The organism is Bacillus cereus group sp. MG1 (assembly GCF_040460035.1).
GTDB lineage: Bacteria > Bacillota > Bacilli > Bacillales > Bacillaceae_G > Bacillus_A > Bacillus_A cereus.
In genome coordinates this window covers 1,396,276-1,421,499 of the sequence record NZ_JARVGY010000001.1, presented here as the reverse complement: position 1 = coordinate 1,421,499, position 25,224 = coordinate 1,396,276, and the positions used below count along the sequence as shown (strand labels likewise).

The following is a 25,224-nucleotide window of genomic DNA, read 5'->3' as shown; positions in this document are numbered from 1 at the left end:
GACCAAATGAACAATTCGGTCATATATTTAAGTTAAGGGGGGATATAGAAAAATTATAATCATAATAAGAAAAAATTGCATAGTAATAAATTCAGGGATAAGGCATATGTATGAACAAGTATAGCCTTTTTGTTTGGGTAAAAATGACTATATGAACATTTTGGTCATTTTATAAAAGGGGGAGAAATTATGAAAGGGAAGCAGTTACTTCGGAAAGAGTTCACGGAAATTATAAAAAGTAAAAAAATATTAATTCCAATTATTGCGGTCTTATTCGTACCAATTTTATATGCAGGGATGTTTTTGTGGGCTTTTTGGGATCCGTATAAACAGTTAGATGACTTACCAGTTGCAGTAGTCAATTTAGATAAAGGCGCAGTATTTGATGGGAAATCAATTGAGGTCGGAAAAGGGCTCGTTGATAATTTAAAAGATAATAAAAGTTTTAAATGGGAGTTCGTAAGTGAAAAAGAAGCGAAGAAAGGAATGGAAGCTAGAAAGTATTACATGTTAGTGCGCATTCCAGATGACTTCTCAAGTAACGCTACAACGTTACTAAAAGACAATCCAAAGCCATTAAACTTAGAGTACATTCCAAACGAAAGCTTAAACTTCTTATCTTCACAAATTGGAGGAACAGCCATTGAAAAGATTAAAACTGAAGTATCAAGCACGTTAACGAAAACATATGCAGAGAAAATGTTTGATTCCATTCAAGACGTCTCAAAAGGATTAGCAGATGGGGCGGAAGGAGCAAATAAACTACACGACGGATCAAGTGAGCTGCATGATGGTTCAAGTAAAGTGACGGATGGCCTTCATACACTTCAAGGGAATTCTGGGGAGATGAAGGATGGAGTTCAGAAATTAGCAGATGGATCTAATAAATTAGTAGATGGATCAGGCAAAGTAACAAACGGTTTAAATGTGCTAAATAGTAAAACAGGTGAAATGCAGGTAGGTATCGGAAAATTAGTAGATGGGTCAGGCAAAGTAACAAATGGTTTAAATACGCTAAATAGCAAAACAGGTGAAATGCAGATAGGTATAGGGAAATTAGTAGATGGGTCAGGCAAAGTAACAAATGGTTTAAATACACTAAATAGCAAAACAGGTGAAATGCAGATAGGTATAGGGAAATTAGTAGATGGGTCAGGCAAAGTAACAGATGGTTTACACGTATTAAATAGCAATGCAGGTATCGGAAAATTAGTAGATGGATCAGGCAAAGTAACAGATGGTTTACATGCATTAAATAGCAATGCAGGTATTGGGAAACTAGTAGATGGATCAGGCAAAGTAACAGATGGTTTACATGCATTAAATAGCAATGCAGGTATTGGGAAGTTAGTAGACGGATCGGGCAAAGTAACAGACGGTTTAAATACGTTAAATAGTAAAACGGGTGAGTTGCGTGATGGATCTGAGAAAGTGACCGGTGGCTTGAACAAATTAGTAAGTAAATCCGGTGAATTAAAAACAGGAACAACGGATCTATCAAATGGTATGGGAAAACTTGTTGAAGGGCAAAGCCAATTAGAGGAAGGTTCTCAAGCGATCCAAAAGGGATTGCAAGAGTTAAATAGTAACGTACAAAAGTCTGCTGCAGGCTTAGAGGAAATGCAGTCGAAAGTTCCTTCTATATTGAATACAGTAAATGAAAAAATAGATGGAGCTGGGGCGAATGTAAATCAGTTAAATGAACTTACACAATCAACAGCAGGAGATGCAAAAAATGCAGCACAAGAGGTAGCGAATTTACAAAAGCAAATTGAAAGTTTACCAAAAGAATATCAAGAGCAGTTACAGCCATTCGTAACAAGTGCTGTAAAAAGTACAGCGACAGTTCAGCAAAAAGCTGCCGGAGTAGCAGGTGGAACAAATAAATTAAATGAAGAAGTGAAACAATTAAAAGGTGAAATACATCAAACAACAAATGGGTTGCAAAAAAACTTACCAAATCCAGCAGGGATAAAAACTCTAGCAGGTGCTATTGAGAAACTAACGAGCGCACAAAATGAATTTGTTAGTAAGTTTCATGGATTTGGTGAGGGATTAGATAATGCAAAAATAGGTGCCGATAAATTAAAAGATGGATCAGTTCAATTAATTGATGGAGTAACGCAATTGCAAAGTGGCTCTGGAAAAGTGACAGCAGGATTAGGTCAATTATCTGCAGGAGTAAATCAATTAGCAGATGGGTCTGGTCAAGTAACAGGCGGTTTAGGAACATTATCTGTAGGAGTATCCAAATTAGCAGATGGGTCTGGTCAAGTAACAGGCGGTTTAGGGACATTATCTGTAGGTGTAACGAAATTAGCAGATGGCTCAAGCCAAGTAACAGGTGGTTTAGGAACATTATCTGCAGGAGTAAATCAATTAGCAGATGGGTCTGGTCAAGTAACAGGCGGTTTAGGTGCATTATCTGCAGGAGCAAATCAAATGGCAGGTGGAGTAAATCAATTAGCAGATGGCTCAAGTCAAGTAACAGGCGGCCTAGGTCAATTATCTGCAGGAGCAAACCAAATGGCAGGTGGAGTAAATCAATTAGCAGATGGCTCGAGTAAAGTAACAGGCGGTTTAGGGACATTATCTGTAGGAGCAAATCAAATGGCAGGTGGAGTAAATCAATTAGCAGACGGATCTGGTCAAGTAACAACGGGCTTAGGTACTCTAAATGGTGGCCTAAATCAAATGTCAAATGGCTCAACCCAGCTAATCGACGGCGTAAATAAACTAGCAGATGGCTCAGGAAAAGTAACAGATGGTCTCGTAAAAGTAAACGACGGTTCAGGTGAACTTGCAGAGAAACTTGGCGAAGGGGCAGAGAAAACTGGGGAAGTAAAAGTAAACGACGGTTCAGGTGAACTTGCAGAGAAACTTGGCGAAGGGGCAGAGAAAACTGGGGAAGTAAAAGGAACGGATAAAACGTATGATATGTTTGCAAGTCCTGTAAAAGTGAAGACAGAGAAAATGGCGGAAGTTCCTAACTACGGAACTGGATTTACGCCGTATTTCTTATCACTCGGTTTATTTGTTGGGGCATTATTATTATCTATCGTATACCCATTACGTGATACAGTAGGCGTTCCAAAATCAGGATTTAGTTGGTTTATTAGTAAGTTCGGTGTTTTACTATCAGTTGGTATTATTCAAGCGATAGTAGCAGATGTTATATTACTGTTCGGATTGGGTGTAGAAGTACAAAGCATTCCATACTTCATACTCTTTAGTATCATTACAAGTTTAGCATTTATCGCATTAATTCAATGTTTAGTAACAGCATTCGGTGATGCAGGCCGTTTTATCGCCATCATCACATTAATTATGCAGCTTACAACGAGTGCCGGAACATTCCCGCTAGAATTGATTCCGAAGTTTTTACAACCATTCAATGCTTGGTTACCGATGACATACTCTGTATCAGGATTGAAAGCAGTCGTATCGAGTGGAGACTTTGACTTCATGTGGAAAACATAGGAATACTCATGATTTTTATCGTTGTATTATCATTTGGAACAATCGTTTCTTTAACTTTGATGCACAAACGAAAATTTAAAAATGTGCTTGAAAATCAATCGGTTGAAGCGTAGATAAAAGCACCTTTTTGGTGCTTTTTTTATTAGTTTTGTTTTATCCCGCTTTAATGATGGGCAGTAAGACCCCACCTCAAAATTCAGCGAAAGCAAAGAAGTTAGGTGGGGATCAACTGCCCATTAAAGCCCGATTGGTGAGGGCTAATAATCAGTGGGGGATGAAGAAACCCCCACTGATTAAAGTTTCACTTCATTGGTTGAGAAAGTTCATTTGTTTTTCTGTTTTTACGGAACAAGTATATAACGATACTTATAAGAATAATTGTAGCTACAATCCAAATAAATGGACCATATTTTTCAGCAAAAGTATATAGTTTCATATTACTAGCAATTTCCTCTTTTGTTTTTCCTATTAGAATTTCAGAACCACTATACCCTTCAAGGGTATCCCCCTTTTTTATGCCAAAAATAAGAGTGTCTGATTTGTTTTCTATTCCCGTATATCGGTATCCTTTACTTTTAATTGTTAATTGAGTATCATCCTTTTTTAGTGAGTAATCTTCGATGGAAATATCTTTTCCTGACAGTGTAATTGGTTCCATCGAAAAACGAATTTCTTTTAATGCAGGAAGAACCTCATTATTTAGTAAGAGCTGCTTTGCAATATGTTGCTCTGTATCAATGTTTATCCAATTTGCTTTTCGTCGTTTATACGTATTAATTTCAAGGAGTGCGAATTCTTTATTTTGAAGTTTTTCCTCTGTAATAGGTTGCGCAGTAGTTAATGCTCCTTTTAATAAAATCACACCGTCTTTTGCAGATTGAAATGAAGAGACTTCTTTCGTTTCTTTTAATGTATTGATAGCACTTCTATAATCTTCTTTTCCTAAAAGAACAGCTCCTGTATGTACGGTTAAAATAAGATATAGAATGCTTAATACTATAATAGCTTTTTTCACTATGTACCCTCCAAAGTATGTATAAGTTAATTGTAACATAATTTACCATTTTTAATTTGTTAATTTGAATAATAGGTTGCAAATGTAAAAGTGGTAAGTCAGTTTGAAGAAAGTGTGGGTGAGAGGAGTAAAAATGAAAAGGAATTCCATAATAGGAAACCAGAAGATACAAAGAAAATAGGTAGTAGAATATATACGTCTGTCGTAGTAGCTTCATTATCGAATAAGAGAGGAAGCAGTGTTGAAGCACCTATGGTGAAAAATAGCAAAAAAGATAATGAATAAGAAAAATTTATCAATTTTAGAGTGAAATATCATTTATAATCATCCTTCTCCTTAATTTCACCATATCGCATGTGCAGTTTAAACGAAAGAAAAGGATTTACAACAATTTACAGAGAAAACTAGAATAGAGGAGTTGATATGATGAAAGGAAATCTTACTTATTATTTTATCTTAAATCCGCTAATCATCTTTCTTGTTTACGCCCTTTCACCTATCTTATTTCATAAAGAAAAATATATAAATATGAAAGATGCACTAGGAATACTTGTAGTTTACTATGTGCTTATTAGTGGGTATTACTTTATGGATGTTGTAAGTGAAAGAATGAAGAAGAATAGTAAGGACAAACAATAAAGTTTTGTTGTATAAAAATTAATGGAGGACAATAAAATGACTGAAAGTGAAATGAAATTCCGGGATACGACCATTCGTAACTTTTTCGATAAAGAGGATCGTTTAAAATCGATTCCAGGTCAAAAGAAGAAAAAACTAGTATTGTTAGAGCATTTAATTAGCAAGTTAAATGCTGAAAATCAATATACAGAAAAAGAAATGAATACATTTATAAAACAATATCATGATGATTTTTGTACAATTAGACGTGAATTTATTGTACAGGGGTTTATGAATAGAGAGGATAATATGTACTGTATAAACGGGAGGGAAGTTTGGACGAAGTGGGAGGAGTTAAAATAATGAATCAGCGAGGGGATCCCCGCTGATTATAAGCCTGTGCTAGTCTTGCTGTTTCTTTGTAGTAAGTCTATGAACGCTTCAACATTCGAACTTGTAATGTATCCAAGCGTTATATATTCATCTTCATAGTAAAATATTATTTTTTTGTCAAAGATTCTTCTCTTCGTTTCTATGGATAGAATTTTTTCATAATCAAATTCGGCAATGAATGTGTTTTTATATTGGCTAAAAAAGAGAAGTCTTTGATTAGTAGCAAGTAACATGCCAGGATACGGGACTTTATGCGTAATCATATAGCCAGTAAGTGAACATTTTAAAGTAGATAAAACCTTTTCTTCTTTATGTAATAGTTGTTTTGCAGCTGTTAAGATTGGATTCATTGCATACATTCCTTTTATTTTGATGTATGAATATTGTATCAAGAGTAAAAAGATTCTCAATATGTAATATTGCATATTGGGCGTTTTATAGTTGTAATATTATTTTTCAAAAGAAAAAGTACGAGGTGATTTAATGATACGGTTAGTAAAAGAGACTGATGCAGAAGCAATTATGAATATTAGAAAAGAAATTATATTATCGGAAACTACTACAAAATTTTTCATAGTATCCCCAAAGAAGTTACCGAATGATATGAATGCAGAAAGAGAAAAGATACGGAAAAGTAATGAGAAAGGTAATCTTTATATCGTGTATGAAGTAGATGGGAAGGTAGTTGGCTTTTTAATTTTCAACCGATATGAACTAGAACGGTTACAACACGCAGGCACAATGGGAATGGGGATTAAAGAGGCGTATTGTAATCAAGGCATCGGCACGAAATTAATTGAATTTCTTATTAGTTGGGCGAAAGGGCAGAAAGGTTTAGAGAAAATTTGTTTAGGTGTAGTTTCTGTTAATGATCGGGCAATTAAAGTGTACAAACGTATGGGCTTTGTAGAAGAAGGCAGACAACGAAAGCAAATAAAGTATGAAGATGGATCATATGGAGATGACGTATTGATGGGGTTTTATATTGAATAAAGGATATATGGTATTAAGAAAAGGAATGTACATAACGTAAATTTCTAAAAGCAGTATATTGCCCATGCATTAACAGACTTTTACCTATGTATAATATTAATATAGTAAAATCATAACAACCGATATTGCAGTTTCCAATAATATACTATATAATCAATTTAAGAAAACGTTTTCATGCAAAGGGGGAGAATTTCGTGTCGACTATAGAGGACGTGGCGAAATTAGCGGGGTTATCAAGGACAACGGTTTCTAGGGTGATTAATAATCATCCATATGTTTCAGATGAGAAGAAAAAAAGGGTTCAATTAGCAATGAAGCATTTAGGCTTCGTTCCTAATTCTGCGGCGAGAAGGCTTCGTAAACAAAAAACGGAAACAATTGCGGTGCTAGTTCCAAGGATTACAAATCCTTTCTTCAGTAGATTTATTGAAGCAATCGAGATTGCTGCTTCTGAACATAAATATAAACTGATTATTTGTCAAACAAGATATTTACCGGAAAAAGAGATGGAGTATTTACAATTATTATCTACGAAACAAGTAGATGGGATTATTCTATGTTCACTAGAAAATCCGTGGGAAGATGTAGAGCCATACTTACAGCACGGTCCAATCGTGTTGTGTAATGAATATATTGAGGAAGCAAATATTCCAACAGTGAAGTTTGATCATGCGCAAGGAGCATACATAGCTGCGAAGCATGTGTTAGATCAAGGATATCGTAATCTTATTTTTTGCCGTGGTAACGAAACCAAAGTCGTTAGCCAGCAGCGAAAAATGGGCTTTTTACGTGCAATAACTGAGAAGAGCCGCCAAGTAGAAGCGATTGACTTTCTTGAAAACGCTTTCTCTTGGGAAGATGGAAAACGAATATTCCATGAAGTATTAAAGGACAAAAAAAATCCTACCGCGATTTTGGCAGGAGGCGATGAGGTAGCAGCTGGAATTATCTCAGAGGCGAAACGCCATAACTGGAGCATTCCAGATGATCTCGCTGTTATCGGTTTTGATAATCAAATATTATCGCAGATTACAGAACCAGGTATTACGACAATTGAACAGCCAATTGATGAAATGGCCCGAAAAGTTGTCGACCTGATGATGGATAAAATCCATACGAAAAATTATCGAAAAAAAGAATTGTATGAGTTTGAACTGGAGCTCTTGGTGAAAGGTTCAACGATGAAGGATAAGATGTTATTAGCCTAGTAGACTATGTCTGCTAGGTTTTTTTATGTTCACAAACTACTATTCTTCGTGAACGCAATCGTCACATTTGTTATGGTATGCTTCGTGTTGCTCATCAATTTCTTTCCCGCAGTGCGCACAAGTTTTCGTCGGTAAATTTCTGAAAAACTCCATTGGTTGATCGATCATGTCAATCCCTCCATTTCCATTTCTTACCATCATTGTATTAGTACAAAAAATAAAAGTCAACAACTGTTTTATAACAAAATTGAAAATTAATGAAAAAGTTTAGGAAATGGATTATAGTTAACAATGTAGGATGTAAGTAAAACATGCATTTCTACTCGGCTTTAGAAAGGATGGATACATATGAAAATGACTGTTGTCGGCTTTTGGGGCGGCTTTCCAGAAGCGGGAGAAGCAACGTCGGGGTATTTGTTTGAACACGATGGTTTTCGTTTACTTGTAGACTGTGGTAGTGGTGTACTAGCACAGCTTCAAAAATATATAACACCATCTCATATAGATGCAGTTGTACTGTCACACTATCATCATGATCATGTTGCGGATATCGGGGTATTGCAATATGCGAGATTAATTATGAGCGGGGCGAAGGGGCAACTACCGGAATTACCAATATACGGCCATACCTTTGACGAGAATGGATTCCATTCTTTAACGCATGAACCACATACGAAAGGAATCGCGTACAATCCAGAAGAAACACTTCAAGTTGGACCATTCTCGATTTCGTTCTTAAAAACTGTTCATCCTGTTACATGCTTTGCGATGCGTATTACAGCTGGAGATGATGCTGTAGTATACAGCGCTGATTCAAGTTATATTCCTGAATTCATTCCATTCACGAAAGATGCTGATCTTTTCATTTGTGAGTGTAATATGTATGCACATCAAGAGGCTGCAAAAGCAGGGCATATGAATAGTACAGAAGTAGCAAGTATTGCAAAAGATGCGAATGTAAAAGAACTTTTATTAACGCACTTACCGCATACAGGCAACCCATCTGATTTAGTAACAGAAGCAAAACAAATTTTCAGTGGCCACATTACGCTAGCGCATAGTGGCTACGTATGGAACTCATGAGGTGATACGATGTTATTTATTGATAATAAAGGAATTACAGATCCTAGAATAAACTTAGCGATTGAAGAATATTGTGTGAAAAATTTAGATATTAACGAAACATATTTACTGTTCTACATTAACGAACCTTCGATTATCATTGGTAAAAACCAAAACACAGTAGAAGAAATTAATGCAGATTACGTAAAAGAAAAAGGTATTCATGTCGTTCGTCGTCTATCAGGCGGAGGCGCAGTATATCATGATTTAGGAAACTTAAACTTCAGTTTTATTACGAAAGATGATGGAGACAGTTTCAGCAACTTCAAAAAATTTACAGAACCTGTAACGAAAGCGCTTAGTAAATTAGGCGTAAATGCAGAACTAAGTGGTCGTAACGACATTTTAGCTGAAGGTAGAAAAATTTCAGGTAACGCACAGTTCGCAACGAAAGGTCGTATGTTCAGCCACGGTACGTTACTATTTGACTCTGAAATCGATCACGTCGTATCAGCGTTAAAAGTAAAAATGGATAAGATTCAATCAAAAGGAATTAAGTCAATCCGTAGCCGCGTTGCGAACATTACAGAGTTCTTAAACGAAGAAATGACGACAGAAGAGTTTAGACAACTTCTTCTAGAAACAATTTTCGAAGGAGAAACAGAAATCCCAACGTATGAATTAACAGAAGAGGATTGGAAAGCAATCCATAAACTTTCTGAAGAACGTTACCAAAATTGGGATTGGAACTACGGAAAATCACCGAAGTTCAACTTACAACATTCACACCGCTTCCCAGTTGGACAAGTTGACGTTCGTCTTGAAGTGAAAAAGGGAACAGTAACAGAATGTAAAATTTACGGCGACTTCTTCGGTTCACTAGATGTTCATGATATCGAAGAGCGTCTAACAGGCGTTCAGTTCGATAAAGATGCATTCACTGCAGCTTTAGAAGGCGTAGATATCGCACGCTACTTCGGTAACATTACAACAGAAGATTTCTTACATTTATTCTTCTAAAAATGAGGGAGGCTTCCATAACGGGCAGCCTCTTTCTTTTTTGCGTAGATTGTCAGGTTTTGTCGGTAAGTCGATATAACTGAAAAATCGCTGATATAAATTGAGTTGCGCTGATATATTTGGAAAATCGCCGATATAAACCGAGTTGCGCTGATATATTTGAAAAATCGCCGATATAAATCGAGCGGCGCTGATATAACTGAAAAATCGCTCATATAATTTCATTTACCACAAAACATAAAATCACAGGACATTTGCCCCTCGTAAAGGAATATATATATTCAAAAGGAGGCGAATCGAAATGAAAAGGGTAATGTACGTTGTATTATTACTCAGCTTCGCCGTCGGAATGACAGCGTGTAACAGTGGATCGCCCTCAAGTCGTACAATTTTGTCTATCGGAAAACCGGCTGAGGATAATGTTATATATTTTACGCATACAGATAACAAACGAAAGATACATGATATACAAGACATGTTTCAAAATAAGAAGTGGAAAAGAAATGAAACATTCAGCACTGTTAATAAAACACCAGATGTCATCTTATCAATAGATGAAGACAATATAGGGTTACCGGCATTATATGTTACAGTTTATTTTCATGAAGATGGAGCGGACGCTCTTAACTTGTTTGGAAAGCATACGACGTTACATAAAGAGGAACTTGATAAACTTAGAGAAAAGATGAGTGCATATTATCCTAAAATGATTTTTGGTCTAGTGTTATAAATTACTTGTAAATAAAATCCCCTTATTTTTCCAAAGTAAACTAAGAGAAGGTGATCTGTCTATATGCAGTTAATAGAATATCACTTGCCACTTTAATTTTCTTTTAATATAATTAATTTAGAATTTTTAAATATTCTAAATTTTATAAAGGTGGGGTTTTTGTGAATCTCGTTCAATCTTTGGCTGAAACGGCAAAAAAGAAGGGGGAAAAACCGGCTTATATATTTATGGATCAGTCGGTCTCATATGACCAATTAAACAAAATGGTCACAAGGTTTTCTAGCAATTTAGCAGAAATGGGCATTGGAAAAGGGGACAATGTCGCATTAGTTGTTGGGAACTCACCACATTTTTTGGTCGGTTTATACGGAACAATGAAAGCCGGAGCAACTGTTATTCCAGTTAATCCAATTTATACAGCAGACGAAATGCATTATATTTTACAAAATGGAGATGTAAAAACAATCATCGTACTCGACGTCCTTCTACCTGTTATACAATCTCTTACAACAAGACTTCCTTCATTAGAAAACATCATCATATGCGAAACCTCATCAGATTTTAACCATACAGAAACCGAAAAAATGAAAACGTTTACTAGTTTTGTGGGGACTGGAGATACAACTTACGAAGGTCCTGAACTAGATGAAGAAGATGTAGCGGTTATTCTATACACATCGGGCACAACTGGAAAACCGAAAGGCGCTATGTTAACACATAAAAATTTATATAGTAATGCGAACGATGTGGCGTCGTATTTACAATATACGGCTGATGACCGCGTTGTTGCGGCACTGCCTATGTTCCATGTATTCTGTTTAACAGTTGCGGTAAATGCACCGATTGTGAACGGGGCAACGATTTTAATGTTACCGAAATTTAGTCCGAAAGAAGTATTCCGTATTTGTCGCACGTACGAACCAACGATCTTTGCTGGCGTACCGACGATGTACAATTATTTATATTTATTTGAAGAAGCAAGCGCAGAAGATGTGAAGACGCTTCGCCTTTGTATTTCCGGTGGTGCATCGATGCCTGTTGCTCTTCTGCAAAACTTTGAAAAACGTTTTAACGTTATTGTTTCAGAAGGATACGGTTTATCAGAAGCATCACCAGTTACTTGTTTCAATCCGCTAGATCGTCCTCGGAAACCAGGATCAATTGGCACAAATATTTGGCATGTAGAAAATAAAATTGTAAATGAACTTGGGGAAGAAGTACCTGTCGGCGCAGTCGGTGAATTAATTGTTCGCGGACCTAACGTTATGAAAGGATACTATAATGCACCAGAAGATACAGCTGCGACATTGAAAGACGGCTGGCTATATACAGGTGACTTGGCGAAAATGGATGAAGAAGGTTACTTCTATATCGTGGATCGTAAAAAAGATATCGTCTTAGTTGGCGGTTATAACGTATACCCTCGTGAAGTAGAAGAAGTATTATATACGCACGAATCAGTAGCGGAAGTTGTCGTAATCGGTGTTCCTGATGAAAACTTAGGAGAAGCTGTGCGAGCGTACGTCGTTTTGAAGCAAGCAAACGTAACAGAAGAAGAACTAATGCATTACTGTACGTTACATTTAGCGAAATATAAAGTGCCGAAAAGCATTGAGTTTTTAATAGAATTGCCGAAGAATACGACGGGTAAGTTGTTAAGAAGAGCATTGAGAGAGAAAGCGATGCAAGTGTAAAAATGAGGCAACCATCTTTGGAGGTGGTTGCCTCATTTTTTTTGTATTGATTAAGCTGTGGTGCCATATATTTAAACCTGTATATGACCAACAAGGAGGGGACATACGTAGAACAGAAGAAATTAACGCTTACGTCGGGTGCAATATCTTATTTGTTAAATTATGGATGAACTCTGAAAGTGATAAGAACGGTAATTTTAATCAAAATGGAGTAGTGGACTGTGAATCAATGGCTACGGTGTTAGTAAATGCATATAAATTAGAATGGAATGAAAATAGTAAGTTACCAAAAGAATTTGCTGATTTGAAAAATCATTGGGCTCAACGTATGCCAATATTTTAGTTTAATAAGAAAATTCAAATTCCAAGTTGACACATGTGAATTACAGAATTAAAATGAAAAGAAATCGAATAGAATACATTAGAAGCTAATCAGATAAACTGAAGGCGCACAATGTTCACATTTGTGAATATATTGTGTGCCTTTTTCTATTGTATAAACTAAGGGGGCTTAACGATGAAAAAGTGGGGTAAGACAGCGTTTATGAAAAGTACAGGTGTTTTATTATCAGCAGTTGTACTTTTATCAGGGTGTGGTTCGGCAACATCCACTAGTAATTCTGAAGGAAGTGGAGATAAAAAAACAGTTGAGCTTTTAAATGTTTCTTATGATCCAACGAGGGAGTTATATCAAGATTTCAATAAAGATTTTGCGAAGTATTGGAAAGAGAAGCACGGGCAAACAGTAAATGTAAAACAATCACACGGGGGATCTGGAAGTCAAGCGCGCTCTGTTATTGATGGCTTAGAAGCAGACGTTGTTACACTAGCACTTGCTTATGATATTGATGCGATTAGTAAGAAAAAACAATTAGCAGAAGATTGGCAGAAGCGACTTGCGAATAATTCCACTCCATACACGTCAACAATTGTATTTCTTGTTCGAAAAGGAAACCCGAAAGGTATTAAAGACTGGGATGATTTAACGAAAAAAGGTGTGTCTGTCATTACACCAAACCCAAAAACATCAGGCGGGGCACGTTGGAACTATTTAGCGGCGTGGGGATACGCACTGAAAAAATATAATAATAGTGAAGATAAGGCGAAAGAGTTTGTTAGCCAAATTTATAAAAACGTAGAAGTATTAGATTCAGGAGCGCGCGGAGCAACGACAACATTTGTTGAAAAAGGAATTGGTGACGTATTAATCGCATGGGAAAATGAAGCGTTATTATCCCAAAAAGAGCTTGGAAAAGATAAATTTGAAATTGTAACCCCTTCTATTAGTGTACTTGCAGAACCACCAGTAGCGGTTGTAGATAAAGTCGTTGATAAAAAAGGAACGAAAAAAGTAGCAGAAGGGTATCTTGAATATTTGTACTCAGAAAAAGGACAGGAAATTGCGGCAAAAAACTTTTATCGTCCACGTAATGAAAAAGTAGCAGAAAAATATACATCTCAATTTCCGAAAGTTCAATTATTTACAGTAGATGAACTATTTGGTGGCTGGAAAAAAGCGCAGGAGAAACACTTTAATGACGGCGGCGTATTCGATAAAATTTATCAAAAATAATGCGTACTGCTAAAGGGGGATGAGGTGAAAGAGGATGAGGAAGAAACGTGTTTTACCAGGGTTTGGATTATCGCTTGGATTTACAATGTTGTACATGAGTTTATTCGTACTTATACCACTTTCTATCGTATTTATTCAAACTTCACAGTTAGGTTGGAAGAAGTTCGCTGGGGTTATAACGAACGAGCGTGTGTTGCATTCCTATCAAGTTAGTTTTACAACTTCATTTGCAGCTGCTATTGTAAATGCCATTTTCGGTTTATTAATAGCATGGGTGCTCGTACGCTACAAATTTCCAGGAAAAAGACTATTAGATGGACTCATTGATTTACCGTTTGCACTTCCGACAGCTGTAGCTGGTATTACACTTACAACGCTTTATGCGGAAAATGGATGGATTGGGAAAATATTTAGTCTGTTTCATATAAAAGTAGCTTTTACACCACTCGGAATTATCGTTGCGCTTACTTTTATCGGTTTACCATTTGTCGTTCGAATGGTGCAACCAGTGCTGCAAAATATTGATAAAGAAGTAGAAGAGGCAGCTTCGAGTTTAGGTGCATCCCGCTTACAAATATTTGTGAAAATCATTTTACCAGAAATCTTTCCCGCTCTTCTTGCCGGTTTTTCACTCGCATTTGCAAGAGCATTAGGAGAATACGGATCTGTCGTTTTCATCGCAGGTAATATGCCGATGAAAACAGAAATTGCACCACTGATGATTATGACGAAACTAGAACAATATGATTACGCGGGGGCAACAGCTGTAGCGACCGTGATGCTTATTATTTCCCTCCTTTTCCTTCTTCTTATTAATATGATTCAAAGCTGGAGTAGAAGGCATGAACTAAAAAGTGAATAGGAGGAGAGAAAATGGAACCAACATTATTAGAAAAGAAAATAGTAAAAAGCGTATCAGCTAAAAAAGAATCTAAGCTTGTACCAGGCGTATTAATTACGATTACAGTTTTATTTTTATCTCTCTTTCTATTACTGCCACTCATAACTATTTTTCTAAAAGCCTTTGAAAGAGGGATGGATGTATACATTGCCGCTATTACAGATCAAGAAGCATTTTCAGCAATTAGATTAACGCTTCTCGTTGCGTTAATCGTTGTGCCGCTTAATACGATATTTGGGGTAGCGGCCGCGTGGCTTATTACAAAGTTTCAGTTTAAAGGAAAACAAGTATTACTCTCTCTTATTGAACTGCCGTTTGCTGTGTCACCAGTTATCGCAGGATTAGTATTCGTCTTACTTTTCACACCGAGGGGTGCTCTTGGCGAATGGTTACTTGAACATGGAGTGAAACTCATTTTCTCTGTACCAGGCATTATTATTGCAACAATCTTTGTAACCTTCCCGTTCGTTGCACGTGAATTAATTCCGATTATGCAGGCGCAAGGGAAAAGTGAAGAAGAGGCAGCTTTATCACTTGGCGCAAGTGGCTGGAAAATGTTTTGGCGCGTTACGCTTCCAAATATCAAATGGGGTCTTTTATACGGCATGATTCTATGTAATGCCCGTACTATCGGTGAGTTTGGAGCCGTTTCTGTCGTATCAGGTCACGTGCGTGGCATTACGAACACGATGCCGCTCCATATTGAAATTTTGTACAATGAATATCAATTTTCAGCAGCATTTGCAGTAGCGACGTTAATGTCATTAATTGCAGTGTTTACACTCATTATAAAAAACTGGATTGAATGGCGAATGGAAAAACGCCAATAAGAGGGGGATTACGGTGAGTATTCAAATTCAAGGTGTATCAAAGCAATATGGTACATTTCAAGCACTAACAGACATTCATTTGGATATTCCAAAAGGTGAACTTGTTGCCTTATTAGGCCCGTCAGGTTCTGGGAAAACGACGTTATTACGCATTATTGCAGGATTAGAAGAAGCGGATGGAGGCTCTGTTTCATTTGATGGGGAAGATCTAACAGACATTCACGTGAAAAACAGGCAAGTCGGTTTCGTCTTTCAGCACTATGCGCTCTTTAAACATATGAATGTATTTGAGAATGTCGCTTTCGGTTTAAAAGTAAGAAAGAAAAGCTTAAGACCGTCAGCAGAAGCGATAGAAGAAAAGGTAACAGAATTATTAAAGCTCGTAAAAATGGATGGCTTTGCTAAACGTTATCCAGCGCAATTATCTGGTGGACAACGTCAACGTATTGCACTAGCCCGGGCACTTGCAGTCGAACCGAAAATTTTATTACTTGATGAACCGTTCGGTGCACTCGATGCAAAGGTGAGAAAAGAATTACGAAGATGGCTCCGAAAATTACATGACGAATTTCAAATTACGAGCGTATTCGTAACGCATGATCAAGAAGAAGCGTTAGACGTTGCAGACCGCATCGTTGTAATGAATGAAGGCTGCATTGAACAAATGGGAACACCGGAAGAAGTATATGAAAATCCAGCAAGTCCGTTTGTATATGACTTTTTAGGAAATGTAAATTTATTTCACGGCCGCGTTCATAAAGGAAAGCTAAATGTAGGATCGGTCGAACTAGAAGCACCAGAGCATAAGCACGTTTCAAACGTAGACGGAATAGCCTATGTAAGGCCGCATGACTTATCAATCTCTCGTACGAAACAAAGTGTAGATGCAATCCCAGCAAAAGTATCTTATTCTCACGCAGTCGGAAATATCGTATATGTAGAATTAAAACGAGACGAAACAGATGAATATTTAGAAGCAGAAATTACGAAAGAACAGTTCAAACAGCTGAACATTCAAGCGGGTGATTTCGTATACGTACAGCCGAAAGAAGTGAAAGTGTTTATTCCGGAGGATTTTGTAATTTAAGAGTGTTTACTCTTAAATTACAAAATCTATTAATAAGAAAAGGTCTCCTAAAAGATATTTTAGGAGACCTTTTCTTTGTTTATCGTAATAACTTTTTCTCATATGAAATGTAGTAGGAAGTTTGTATATATAATAGCGGAGCGTGTTCAAACAACTATTTGATATGAGTAGTAATGAAGATATTCTTCCTACTTTCTTACATAAAATTTTTAATTTTGGATATTTGTATCATATGTTTCTGCAACAAACACAAAGTCTACATGCTCTTTATCAATAAAAATACTTGTTTTAGATGGAAGACCTGTTATGGTAGAAACAATATCAACCTCAACAAGGTCAAATCCTACACGATAAGCATCTGCAATTTCAATTCCACCAGTTAGAAAATGCAATCCATCCCCAAATGACTTAAATACAAATACATTTTCTTTCAAACTTTTATTATCCATTTCAATCCATTCTTCGTTAATATAAATCTTAAATGTCGTGCACTTTGGAACACACTCGATGTGATGTATCCCTTTATAACTATTAAGCGAAAACATATAGGTATGAGTTTCTTTAAAGTTAATATCTATCCCGTATTTAAAAGCAAAGGTTTTATATACCATCTCATAAAACAATGGCATTACAATATCATCCCATGCGTCATAGGCAAAAGCATGAATTGGTATTAGATGAGGATATAAACTTACAATCGCTTTTTGAAAATTAAGTAAGATGGTTGTATCTGTAATTTCTTTTAAAGAATCATCTATTTCATGGTCATAATCTTTCGAAATTCTGTTATCAATCATATGACAAACTCCTTACATAGTCTTCTATATACTACGTTTTTCCGCATCATCAGTTTGTTCCTTCTGCAACTAAATTGCAAGTTTAACCGATGATTCCAAAAAAGCCCTTTTCTTATTTTATCAATCATTAAATGGGGTGGGATACTACAAGCATTAATGAGAAAAGAAATCGTCTTTTCTTTTTTTATGATAGATGTATTTATTTTTAAACTGCATTTACTTTACTCTTTATTTAATTTAGATTTGAATATGTAACATTATTGTGTTGAAAAATATTTCAGCGAGGTGAGTTTATGAAAGGAAAGAAATGGTATAGGCAATTAGTCGTGATGGTGTAGGAGTATCATCTAAGGCCATTTTAAATGTTGTTAAAACTGGTAAAAAAGTTATACAAAGTGGCGGTAGAACTAAATATACTAGTAAACAGGCTGTAGTAGTTTTAAATAAAAAAGGTAAAGTAATTACAACTTTTGCTAAAGGTTCAAAATACATAAGGAAAGGAAAAAATAAGTTTGTTTAAATTAAATAAAGAGATGCAGATTTTATTGAAACAGACATTAGAATCACAAAATAAACATTTACTATGGTTAAATGCTTATGAAGACTTACGTATGATAGAAACTGAAAAAATAAATAAATTGAGAGATATTATAGCAGATGAATTAATGGAGAAAGGTTTTGATGAACGAGACAATATAAACGATTTGGGAAGAGCATTAGAAGAGCTAATTGATATCTTAGGAAATTTAATACCTTAGAAAATGTTAAGCTGTATGGCAACGTTTTTAGCAGATGGAAAGTTCCATTAATTACAGAATGAAAGATTATATAACTTTTAACAATGCGCTTAATACGAGTGTAGCTATGATTAGAGGGTTTTGTATGTGTAAAATAACTTCAAAAATATAAGGATATATTTTGAGGGTGTATGATTATATAGTATATTTATTGATTCGAATCTTTAAAAGGAGGGGAAACATGGGGAAAATAATAGGGATTATTCTGATTATAGGTGGTATGATTCCATTAATTTATGCAATGATGCAAATCTATCGTCAATGGAAAGAAAAAGGGCCTTCTTTTGCTCTTAAATCAATAATTTTCCTAGTCGTAAGCATTTTGCTAGATACTGCAACAACTATTATATTGTGTATAGTAACAGTATTCATTGGTATTTGTTTAATTATCTACACATAATAAGTTCAAGAAGGCTAACTTATCGATTGTTACTAATTGGAGGGATTGGATGAACTTCATTTTACATGGATCTAAATATACAGTTTTAGCTTCCGTTTTTGACTCATTTCAAGGTAGGGAAAAAGAGTTTAATTGGCTTATAACAGACATGGAGAATGTCGCACATCAGGAAGAGAAACTTATCCGAGATTATCCTAAAATGTCGCATCCAATAGTTTGGATAGCAGGTGAAGATCTTTCAAATCTCGTAAAGAAATATAATCCTCAATTTATTTGGGGTGTACTATCTGCGTTTGATAAGTCTATAAACATTGATATTAATAATTTGCTTGTAGAACCCTATGCAAATGGAAATGAAGGGCTCTGGGTACCAAGTCCAAATATTCAGCACCCTCAAGCAAAACTTGAAATTGTTTGTTGGGATTCGTATGTAACGCTTTTTTTTAGTAAAGATGAGGACATCGATGATAAATTTCAAGACTATTTCAAGTCCGCTAAAAAATTGGATTTTTAAATAGGTCGTCCTTGAGTAATAAAATGAATGTATGAATAGTAATCTCTTTGATGATTATTGGAATATTAGCTAGTATTTTTGAAAAAGTAACTTGTAAAACTTCGGAGTGAATTGTTAACTTTTGATGCGATAGGAAATCGTAAATAAATTTATGAAGGAGAATTTAGAGTTGATAGAGTTTTTTGGATATTTATTAATTTTGGTTTTAAATATGCTAGTAGCATCTATCGTATTTTTACAAGAGTACTGCATAGGTAGTATAAGACTGTCTCATTATAGGAGAATCTTTGCTACGGTCATGGCTATACGTTCATTGGTGAGTATATGGATCATTTACCCTATGACAGCTACTCTGTTAGGGACGCTAAATATTTTAGTGATTCAATCAATTATATTACTTTTCCTTTGGGGGCTTATGCAGTGTGTAAAGAAGTACAGAGGAAAGTGGTATATTACAATGATTGCACTTATTATTTATGCTCTTAGCTGTTATTTTCATATTATGTATGCGAAAACTGTATAGATAATGAGAGGGTATTTGTAGACCTAGTTACATGATAGTAAGAATCTTTAATGAAAATTATAATAAAATGATGTCAAAAGGGAGACTAAAAGTGCTTATAGAATTTTTAGAATTCATTTCTATCTTGGCTTTAGTAGTTGTATTAACATTAACTGTTATGTTGCAAGATATATTTTTTATAAATATAAATAAACAATATACTGAAACACGTATTGGGGCGATTATTTTTTGTATTCGGATGTTGTTCGGGACATGGGTAGTATTTGTTACGGAAACTACTATAATTGCTGTCTCAAAAGTGACTGCAATTCAATTAATTATTTTACTTCTTTTTTGGGCATGTTCGAAGTATGTACAAAAAACTCGTGAAAATTGGCTAATTACTATAGTTGCTTTTGTTATTTATGGTGTTGGTACATACTTGTATATTCAGTTTGCTTTTAGAGGCTATTAATATATCACCAGAAAAGTTAGTGGTTAGAAAGATGCATTTGTTAAATGTGTATATGAAGGAAGAGCGAATATAGGCTCTTTTTTCTTTATATATAGGATAGGACATGTATCTAATCCTCGTGGGACAAATCAAAATAGAGAGCGGAAGGAATTATATGAACAAAAAAGAATTAAAATTAAAGCTACTGCAAGGTCTAGGTGAAGAGTTAAAAGAAGACGGTTATAAGACTATAACTACACAACAAGACCTGGTGAAAAAATTTGATAAAGGAAAAATCGGTATACATTTAGCCTTTATCAATCACCTAGAAGATTTTGATGTGACGGTGGATGTGGGAATTCGTTTTGATGAATTAGAAAATATGAAAAATCAATGGGCTGACGGTTTAACAATTAGAGAGAAAAAGGAGACCTATACAATTGGAGTTGATTTAGGGAATTTAGTCTATAGAGAGCAAAAAAGGTGGCGTGTTGAAAAGGAAGAAGATATTTTACCTGTTACTATGGATATTTTAAAAGAAGTTAAGGAATACTTCATTCCATATATTGATAAGTATGTAGATATGGAAAATGTATTTGATTTATGTGTAAGAGATGATGATGAGGCTGGATTAATAGGGACAATATTTGATGGGACGCGAGCACAAAATGCTATTGGATTAGCCTTGTTATTAAATAAAGAAGAGATATTAGAACAAATCATTGAGAAAAAGAGAGAGTATTTAAAGACGAGGGATAAATTTGAATTGGAGTTATTTGAAAACTTTCTTTCTAATATGAATCTAGGATAAACAAGGTTAGTTATTCATTTTCGTGATTATAGTGGGGTTAATTGTTTATATCTGGTTTTTCTGGTTGGAAAAACATTAAACTCTAGATTTTCTATTAATCATAAATATTGGTAACCCCTAGAAGGAAACATTTGACGTTTTTATGATTAGATACAAACTTCGAATGTAACTTATAGGGGTTTTTATTTACAGGTTTTATAATACTGGAAAGCCCATATCGAATTTTAGCCGGTTTGAGATAGTGCCTGCGAGTGATGATGGTGCACTGTAACCTTGAGCAGTAGCGATAGACTTAGCCTTTGGAAGCAAAAACCCCACAGAGTCTAGTCAACTTACCTTTTTAAAAAGTGTATCAAAGAATTATTTATTTGAGCTCAATTATATTATGTGAAATAGGAGTGAGAATCTTGTTCCAAACAATAATTTACGATAAAGCTAAATATCATTATGAAGGAGATTTCCCACAAGAATTACCGATGGAGCAAGCATTTGTACATACTGGAATGTTCTTAGGTTGGATTATTGATAATAATTTATTTAGTGATGAATTTTTAGAAGAGACTGAAGAGGAAATTAATAAATTTAAGCTTAGAAAAATGACTGGAACTCAAGTTTATATGTTCTGGGATGGGGTTTTAAGCGATGACATGTTAAATGATGAAGGGAATCAATTTGCAATAGATTATTTTGATTTTGAAAAAGGTTTATATTTAGATGATTATGATGATGTATTTTTAGAGTGTGATACATTATATCAAGTGCAAGATACTTGGGAAAATTACTTTAAATTAAAAGAAGTGATTGATATTAGGTATACAGAATGGAAAAAACTTAAAAATAACGGGTAAAGAGGACTTTAAGTAATGGAATATTTTTTGTTCCAAATGAAGGTTTATTATATGCTATAGAAAAGGGGAGAAATAATGAAATTCCCAAAAGATGAAGATGGACAAGTATTAAATATGTTATACAAGCAAGGTATAGATTTTAATAAAAAACATATAGTAGATTTCTTTATTGCAATTCCTGATCAAGGTAATGGAGAAAAAATAATTGGCAGACTACAAGAGCTGGGCTTAAATTGTGAATTAGATTATAATGAAGAATTTGAAGATTGGACGTGTACTTGTTCTAAAGAAATGTTCTTAATTTATGAGGATATTGTAGAGATGCAAAAGGAATTGAATAAACTGGGTGAAGAGTTTGGTGGATATACAGATGGTTGGGGTGCATTTGTGCAATGTTGAATTTATTTATCGTGATAAAATAAATTAGACGAAGTAAAGAAACTATTTACGGAAAGAAGGGCTTATATAAGTTCTTCTTTCTTTGTATATATTAAGATATCTTAGTAATAGAAACGTATATGATATGTGGGCGGGGGCTACTGGTAAAAGCCCAATTGGTAAGGGCTAATTAAAGTTTCACTTTATATAGGTTTTGAGAGAGTAAGATATATTGTTTGTAGCGGAGATCTTGAAGGAAGGGAGCGTGTGATAATTGGCAATGACGGATGAACAATTCGAAAATTATCTTGTTATGTGTTATGACAAATTAGAAAGTAAACAGCAAAAATTCATTTCAGATTATAATATCTATAACTTTGATGAGTATTGGTATGATCAAGATCAATGTATATTACAGTTTAAAAAAAATGGTCAAGTATTACTTGAATTTAGTGTTGTTTTTATAGGTTCTTGGTCTGAAAAGAGTAACAGTTGGATGTGGTCTTGGGCTAATGAGAATGTGGCTGATTATGCAAGAAGTAAGTCTAACTGTTTGAAAGATTTACAAAAGATTACAGGAAGTGAGGTTTTTATAAATCCACTTTTTGAATGCGATCAAGAAATGGCGTATGAGCTAGCAGCCTTTTCCATTGAATATTTAGATGCAGAAGGAGTGTATATAGCACCAGGTGAGAGAAGTGATGTATTTATGGCTGTTATGTCACCGTGTGCGTTGTGAGTAGAGCATATTAAAAATATAGATAAGATAGAATGAAAAAGGAGTACAGTTTAATAAATTAATAAAAGGTATCATAGGTCCCCGATGCATGGTGATAAATTTAAAGGAGTGAATTATATTGCTTGAAGTAAAGTTTTACGATTGGAAAAAAAAACGTCCTAAAAAACATTATTTGCTTGTACATGAAATTAGAATTTTTGAGCTAATTTTCTCAAAGAAAGTTAGCGAGTTTGAGATGGGATTAAGAGAGATTGAAAAAGTAACTGTCTTTTGTTTAGCTAACGAAAACACTGATATTTCATATGAAGTGAATAGAGCTTTGGGTGAAATTCGTATATATGTTCCATATGATTTTATGGACTTTTTAGCATTAAATTCAGTTGAAGAGAAATACAAAGAGTTTTGCAAATTAGTACGCCAATATGTTGTCCCTGGACTTGAAGAAAACTCTACTCTTTCATCATCTGTTGTTAAAGGGTATATAGAGGAATCTTTAGATGAAATTGTGAAGCAAAACTATGAAGGAATATTTTTAGTTGGGAAGACACCTAAGAAAAGCCCAAGCCGTAAGAGGATAGCGATATTAAAAGGAATTCATCGTGTTAAAGGTTTCCAACTACGATGTGAAGTGTATGATGAAAAGGGATTAAAGATTCGAGATCAACTATTGGTGGAAGAAGTAGGAAATGAAATGGTGTATGCAAGATTTTTGGGTACCTTAAAATGGGAAAGTGAAAATCTAATAGTAGTTCAATCTAAATCCAGTAGTTGGAAAGAAGAAATCTATCTTTAATAACAAGGTTGTATAGTAGAAAGAGGGTTGTAGAGCATAAATGAATTTTTTTCGAAAAAATAAATTAAGTGACATTCAGAAAAAGTACTATGAACATTTTGGAGAGCCGATTCAATTTGTTAATTATTATAGCTGTGGATCGGTTATGTATTTTCAAACGGATGATACGCTTTATTATGTTAATTTACTGAATGTATGAGGTGATAAATGTGAATGAACGTTTAAAGAAAATAGCAATGTTAAGAGAAAAGGTCGAGGAAAAGGCTACTAGAGAAAAGTTTTTAATGTTATGTCCGTCTATAAAAGAATTTGAGATTATTAGCGGGAAGAAAATTGCTTCATTAGTAAACTTTTTAATTGATGAAACACCGAATCCTATTAAAGTTATGAGTAAATTAAATGCTGAACAAGTTATCAATGAAATAAAAGAATTTGAACGTGAATTAACTAGTTTATTGTCTAAGAAGATTATTCTATGGTATGCACATGAAAATTGGGACTTTGGTGTGCAAATAGAGTTGGAAGATTTCATGTTATATATAAAAGAAGTATTACATTTCATTGGATATGATGATGCTCAAAGATCATTAATTTATTCTAGCCTTATTGTAGTAGATGCATCTATGAGAAGTGGCTTTACTTTTCTAAAGAATGAGTATGATCTTGAAATAGTACTATGGAAAGAAGGCTGAATGTATTAGAGTGTTTTGAAACAAATTGGATGAATGGTTGGGTTTATTATTAGAAGAAGTGGTGCGTGTTTTAGTGTGATAGAAAGAAAAAGAGAGTCTTCAAGGGATATGTATAAGAGAGTAAAGGAGAGAAAATATGTCTTTTTATAAAGAGGAAATAAAAGGGGATAAATTGATTATAAGTGATGAAAGCATTGATATTTTAATGGATGCTTTTCAAGAGATTGAAAAGATATATAATGAAGGGCCTCACAGATTACCAAATATAAATGAGTTAGAGATAATGTTAAAAAATGCATTAGAAATGCAGAGTGATAGTTTTTCTTTAGAGGAACAAGAAGTAGTAGATTGTAAGTTTAAATTAAAAAAGCGTCGCAAAAAATCATTTAAGCCAGGGATAGTTTTTGCGATAAATCTTAAAAATATTAATAAGTATGGGTACGGCATGTTAGTGAAAGGCCAAAATGTTACGCGGCCATATGATGGGGAAACATATATAGAATATTTTTCTTTATTTACAGATGAAAAAATACGGATAAGCGAGTTTAAAAACTATTACAAGAATCAAAAAGAAGTATTATTTACGGCGTATACTGCCTGGTCTGGTTGGTTAGATGGTGATTGGAAAATTATTGGTGGATTACCAATGGAATTGTTTGATCCGGGGGAGTATAATCTTCCAGATTTTGTGTTTGAGAATAAGGATCAGGGGACTTATTTTGTAAGCCGAGGGAGAGCAGATGGTCCTTTAATCGATTTTGAAATGGTTAGTGAAGAAGAAGGGAAGAAAATTAAAAATCCTTCAGGGATAGCAGGACAATATGTTATAGAAGATTGGTTGGAAGAGAAATATAGCATTTTATAAAAAAGAATGTTTTTGTGTTGAAGAGATCGA

32 protein-coding genes are annotated in these 25,224 nt (G+C 34.7%); 28 read left to right on the top strand and 4 right to left on the bottom strand.

Translation table 11 applies throughout. From position 1 onward, the window contains the following. Positions 1–189 precede the first annotated feature (189 nt). Positions 190–3,480: a YhgE/Pip family protein gene (locus tag QCI79_RS07345; RefSeq protein ID WP_249265504.1), complete on the top strand. Its 3,291-nt coding sequence runs from the start codon at positions 190–192 to the stop codon at positions 3,478–3,480. Beyond that, entirely contained in the window at positions 3,468–3,593 is a 126-nt protein-coding gene (locus QCI79_RS34965) for a hypothetical protein (protein WP_021727521.1), read from the top strand. The genes QCI79_RS07345 and QCI79_RS34965 overlap by 13 nt, the downstream gene beginning before the upstream one ends. 188 nt (positions 3,594–3,781) lie before the next feature. Here the strand turns inward: QCI79_RS34965 and QCI79_RS07340 are convergent, their stop codons facing one another. Then, positions 3,782–4,534, bottom strand: a complete 753-nt coding sequence (locus QCI79_RS07340) for a hypothetical protein (protein WP_003283506.1) — start codon at positions 4,532–4,534, stop codon at positions 3,782–3,784. Between the two features lie 51 nt (positions 4,535–4,585). Between QCI79_RS07340 and QCI79_RS07335 the strand changes: the two genes are divergently transcribed. The 3 genes from QCI79_RS07335 (at position 4,586) to QCI79_RS07325 (ending at position 5,476) form a co-directional block, all read left to right on the top strand. Further along, positions 4,586–4,780 carry a hypothetical protein gene (locus QCI79_RS07335; protein ID WP_000254586.1) on the top strand — a complete coding sequence of 65 codons (195 nt, stop codon included), beginning with the start codon at positions 4,586–4,588 and terminating at the stop codon, positions 4,778–4,780. Between the two features lie 138 nt (positions 4,781–4,918). Beyond that, entirely contained in the window at positions 4,919–5,134 is a 216-nt protein-coding gene (locus QCI79_RS07330) for a hypothetical protein (RefSeq protein WP_001988614.1), read from the top strand. A 36-nt stretch (positions 5,135–5,170) separates the two neighbouring features. Beyond that, positions 5,171–5,476 carry a DUF2087 domain-containing protein gene (locus QCI79_RS07325; protein ID WP_000140294.1) on the top strand — a complete coding sequence of 102 codons (306 nt, stop codon included), beginning with the start codon at positions 5,171–5,173 and terminating at the stop codon, positions 5,474–5,476. A gap of 26 nt (positions 5,477–5,502) precedes the next feature. Here the strand turns inward: QCI79_RS07325 and QCI79_RS07320 are convergent, their stop codons facing one another. Beyond that, positions 5,503–5,856 (bottom strand): PH domain-containing protein, encoded by a 354-nt coding sequence (locus QCI79_RS07320; protein WP_001068226.1) that lies wholly within the window; start codon positions 5,854–5,856, stop codon positions 5,503–5,505. A gap of 133 nt (positions 5,857–5,989) precedes the next feature. Between QCI79_RS07320 and QCI79_RS07315 the strand changes: the two genes are divergently transcribed. Then, positions 5,990–6,499 (top strand): GNAT family N-acetyltransferase, encoded by a 510-nt coding sequence (locus tag QCI79_RS07315; protein WP_000620467.1) that lies wholly within the window; start codon positions 5,990–5,992, stop codon positions 6,497–6,499. A gap of 194 nt (positions 6,500–6,693) precedes the next feature. Then, entirely contained in the window at positions 6,694–7,707 is a 1,014-nt protein-coding gene (locus tag QCI79_RS07310) for a LacI family DNA-binding transcriptional regulator (protein ID WP_000103715.1), read from the top strand. 39 nt (positions 7,708–7,746) lie between these two features. Here the strand turns inward: QCI79_RS07310 and yhfH are convergent, their stop codons facing one another. Next, a complete protein-coding gene (gene yhfH / locus QCI79_RS07305; protein ID WP_000567010.1) occupies positions 7,747–7,875 on the bottom strand; it encodes a protein YhfH in 129 nt (42 codons plus the stop codon). Positions 7,876–8,055: 180 nt separating this feature from the next. Here yhfH and QCI79_RS07300 point away from each other — a divergent pair, with 180 nt between their 5' ends. From QCI79_RS07300 to QCI79_RS07260, 9 genes are all read left to right on the top strand, one after another. Beyond that, the gene (locus QCI79_RS07300; RefSeq protein ID WP_000784680.1) at positions 8,056–8,790 is read left to right on the top strand and encodes an MBL fold metallo-hydrolase; all 735 of its coding nucleotides are present in this window, start codon (positions 8,056–8,058) and stop codon (positions 8,788–8,790) included. A gap of 9 nt (positions 8,791–8,799) precedes the next feature. Then, positions 8,800–9,789 (top strand): lipoate--protein ligase, encoded by a 990-nt coding sequence (gene lplA / locus QCI79_RS07295; RefSeq protein ID WP_000897275.1) that lies wholly within the window; start codon positions 8,800–8,802, stop codon positions 9,787–9,789. A 301-nt stretch (positions 9,790–10,090) separates the two neighbouring features. Next, positions 10,091–10,519, top strand: coding sequence for a hypothetical protein (locus QCI79_RS07290; protein WP_000832614.1), 429 nt, complete (start codon positions 10,091–10,093; stop codon positions 10,517–10,519). Positions 10,520–10,680: 161 nt separating this feature from the next. Continuing rightward, a complete protein-coding gene (locus QCI79_RS07285; RefSeq protein ID WP_001055200.1) occupies positions 10,681–12,213 on the top strand; it encodes a fatty acid--CoA ligase family protein in 1,533 nt (510 codons plus the stop codon). Between the two features lie 166 nt (positions 12,214–12,379). Beyond that, entirely contained in the window at positions 12,380–12,556 is a 177-nt protein-coding gene (locus QCI79_RS07280; protein WP_001999272.1) for a hypothetical protein, read from the top strand. Between the two features lie 174 nt (positions 12,557–12,730). Further along, positions 12,731–13,786, top strand: coding sequence for a sulfate ABC transporter substrate-binding protein (locus QCI79_RS07275; protein ID WP_000758703.1), 1,056 nt, complete (start codon positions 12,731–12,733; stop codon positions 13,784–13,786). Between the two features lie 34 nt (positions 13,787–13,820). Next, positions 13,821–14,648 (top strand): sulfate ABC transporter permease subunit CysT, encoded by an 828-nt coding sequence (gene cysT / locus QCI79_RS07270; protein ID WP_001227879.1) that lies wholly within the window; start codon positions 13,821–13,823, stop codon positions 14,646–14,648. Between the two features lie 11 nt (positions 14,649–14,659). Beyond that, positions 14,660–15,517, top strand: coding sequence for a sulfate ABC transporter permease subunit CysW (gene cysW / locus QCI79_RS07265; protein ID WP_000433834.1), 858 nt, complete (start codon positions 14,660–14,662; stop codon positions 15,515–15,517). Between the two features lie 13 nt (positions 15,518–15,530). Beyond that, positions 15,531–16,604 (top strand): sulfate/molybdate ABC transporter ATP-binding protein, encoded by a 1,074-nt coding sequence (locus tag QCI79_RS07260; protein ID WP_000027104.1) that lies wholly within the window; start codon positions 15,531–15,533, stop codon positions 16,602–16,604. Positions 16,605–16,813: 209 nt separating this feature from the next. On the opposite strand, the gene QCI79_RS07255 is transcribed toward QCI79_RS07260, so the two are convergent. After that, a complete protein-coding gene (locus tag QCI79_RS07255; protein WP_000566763.1) occupies positions 16,814–17,401 on the bottom strand; it encodes a hypothetical protein in 588 nt (195 codons plus the stop codon). A gap of 512 nt (positions 17,402–17,913) precedes the next feature. On the opposite strand from QCI79_RS07255, the gene QCI79_RS07250 reads away from it, so the two are divergent. From QCI79_RS07250 to QCI79_RS07195, 12 genes are all read left to right on the top strand, one after another. Further along, a complete protein-coding gene (locus QCI79_RS07250) occupies positions 17,914–18,159 on the top strand; it encodes a hypothetical protein (protein WP_000475560.1) in 246 nt (81 codons plus the stop codon). Positions 18,160–18,379: 220 nt separating this feature from the next. Next, positions 18,380–18,598: a hypothetical protein gene (locus QCI79_RS07245; protein WP_000516160.1), complete on the top strand. Its 219-nt coding sequence runs from the start codon at positions 18,380–18,382 to the stop codon at positions 18,596–18,598. A gap of 49 nt (positions 18,599–18,647) precedes the next feature. Beyond that, a complete protein-coding gene (locus QCI79_RS07240) occupies positions 18,648–19,112 on the top strand; it encodes a hypothetical protein (protein ID WP_001009372.1) in 465 nt (154 codons plus the stop codon). A gap of 169 nt (positions 19,113–19,281) precedes the next feature. Beyond that, positions 19,282–19,635 (top strand): hypothetical protein, encoded by a 354-nt coding sequence (locus QCI79_RS07235; protein ID WP_000569001.1) that lies wholly within the window; start codon positions 19,282–19,284, stop codon positions 19,633–19,635. A gap of 91 nt (positions 19,636–19,726) precedes the next feature. Further along, positions 19,727–20,089 carry a hypothetical protein gene (locus tag QCI79_RS07230; protein ID WP_000904358.1) on the top strand — a complete coding sequence of 121 codons (363 nt, stop codon included), beginning with the start codon at positions 19,727–19,729 and terminating at the stop codon, positions 20,087–20,089. A 154-nt stretch (positions 20,090–20,243) separates the two neighbouring features. Then, positions 20,244–20,879, top strand: a complete 636-nt coding sequence (locus tag QCI79_RS07225) for a hypothetical protein (RefSeq protein ID WP_001034376.1) — start codon at positions 20,244–20,246, stop codon at positions 20,877–20,879. A gap of 407 nt (positions 20,880–21,286) precedes the next feature. Beyond that, positions 21,287–21,727 (top strand): DUF7832 domain-containing protein, encoded by a 441-nt coding sequence (locus tag QCI79_RS07220; protein ID WP_000487868.1) that lies wholly within the window; start codon positions 21,287–21,289, stop codon positions 21,725–21,727. A 75-nt stretch (positions 21,728–21,802) separates the two neighbouring features. Continuing rightward, positions 21,803–22,126, top strand: a complete 324-nt coding sequence (locus tag QCI79_RS07215) for a ribonuclease E inhibitor RraB (RefSeq protein ID WP_021727519.1) — start codon at positions 21,803–21,805, stop codon at positions 22,124–22,126. 253 nt (positions 22,127–22,379) lie between these two features. Next, positions 22,380–22,844, top strand: coding sequence for a DUF6882 domain-containing protein (locus QCI79_RS07210; protein ID WP_001251759.1), 465 nt, complete (start codon positions 22,380–22,382; stop codon positions 22,842–22,844). Between the two features lie 118 nt (positions 22,845–22,962). After that, positions 22,963–23,637, top strand: coding sequence for a hypothetical protein (locus QCI79_RS07205; protein WP_000895167.1), 675 nt, complete (start codon positions 22,963–22,965; stop codon positions 23,635–23,637). A gap of 209 nt (positions 23,638–23,846) precedes the next feature. Next, on the top strand, positions 23,847–24,329 hold the full coding sequence (locus QCI79_RS07200; RefSeq protein WP_001005737.1) for a YxiF family protein: 483 nt from the start codon (positions 23,847–23,849) through the stop codon (positions 24,327–24,329). 136 nt (positions 24,330–24,465) lie between these two features. Next, complete coding sequence (locus QCI79_RS07195; RefSeq protein ID WP_000011705.1) at positions 24,466–25,194, top strand: Imm26 family immunity protein; 729 nt, start codon at positions 24,466–24,468, stop codon at positions 25,192–25,194. The last annotated feature ends 30 nt before the right edge of the window (positions 25,195–25,224 follow it).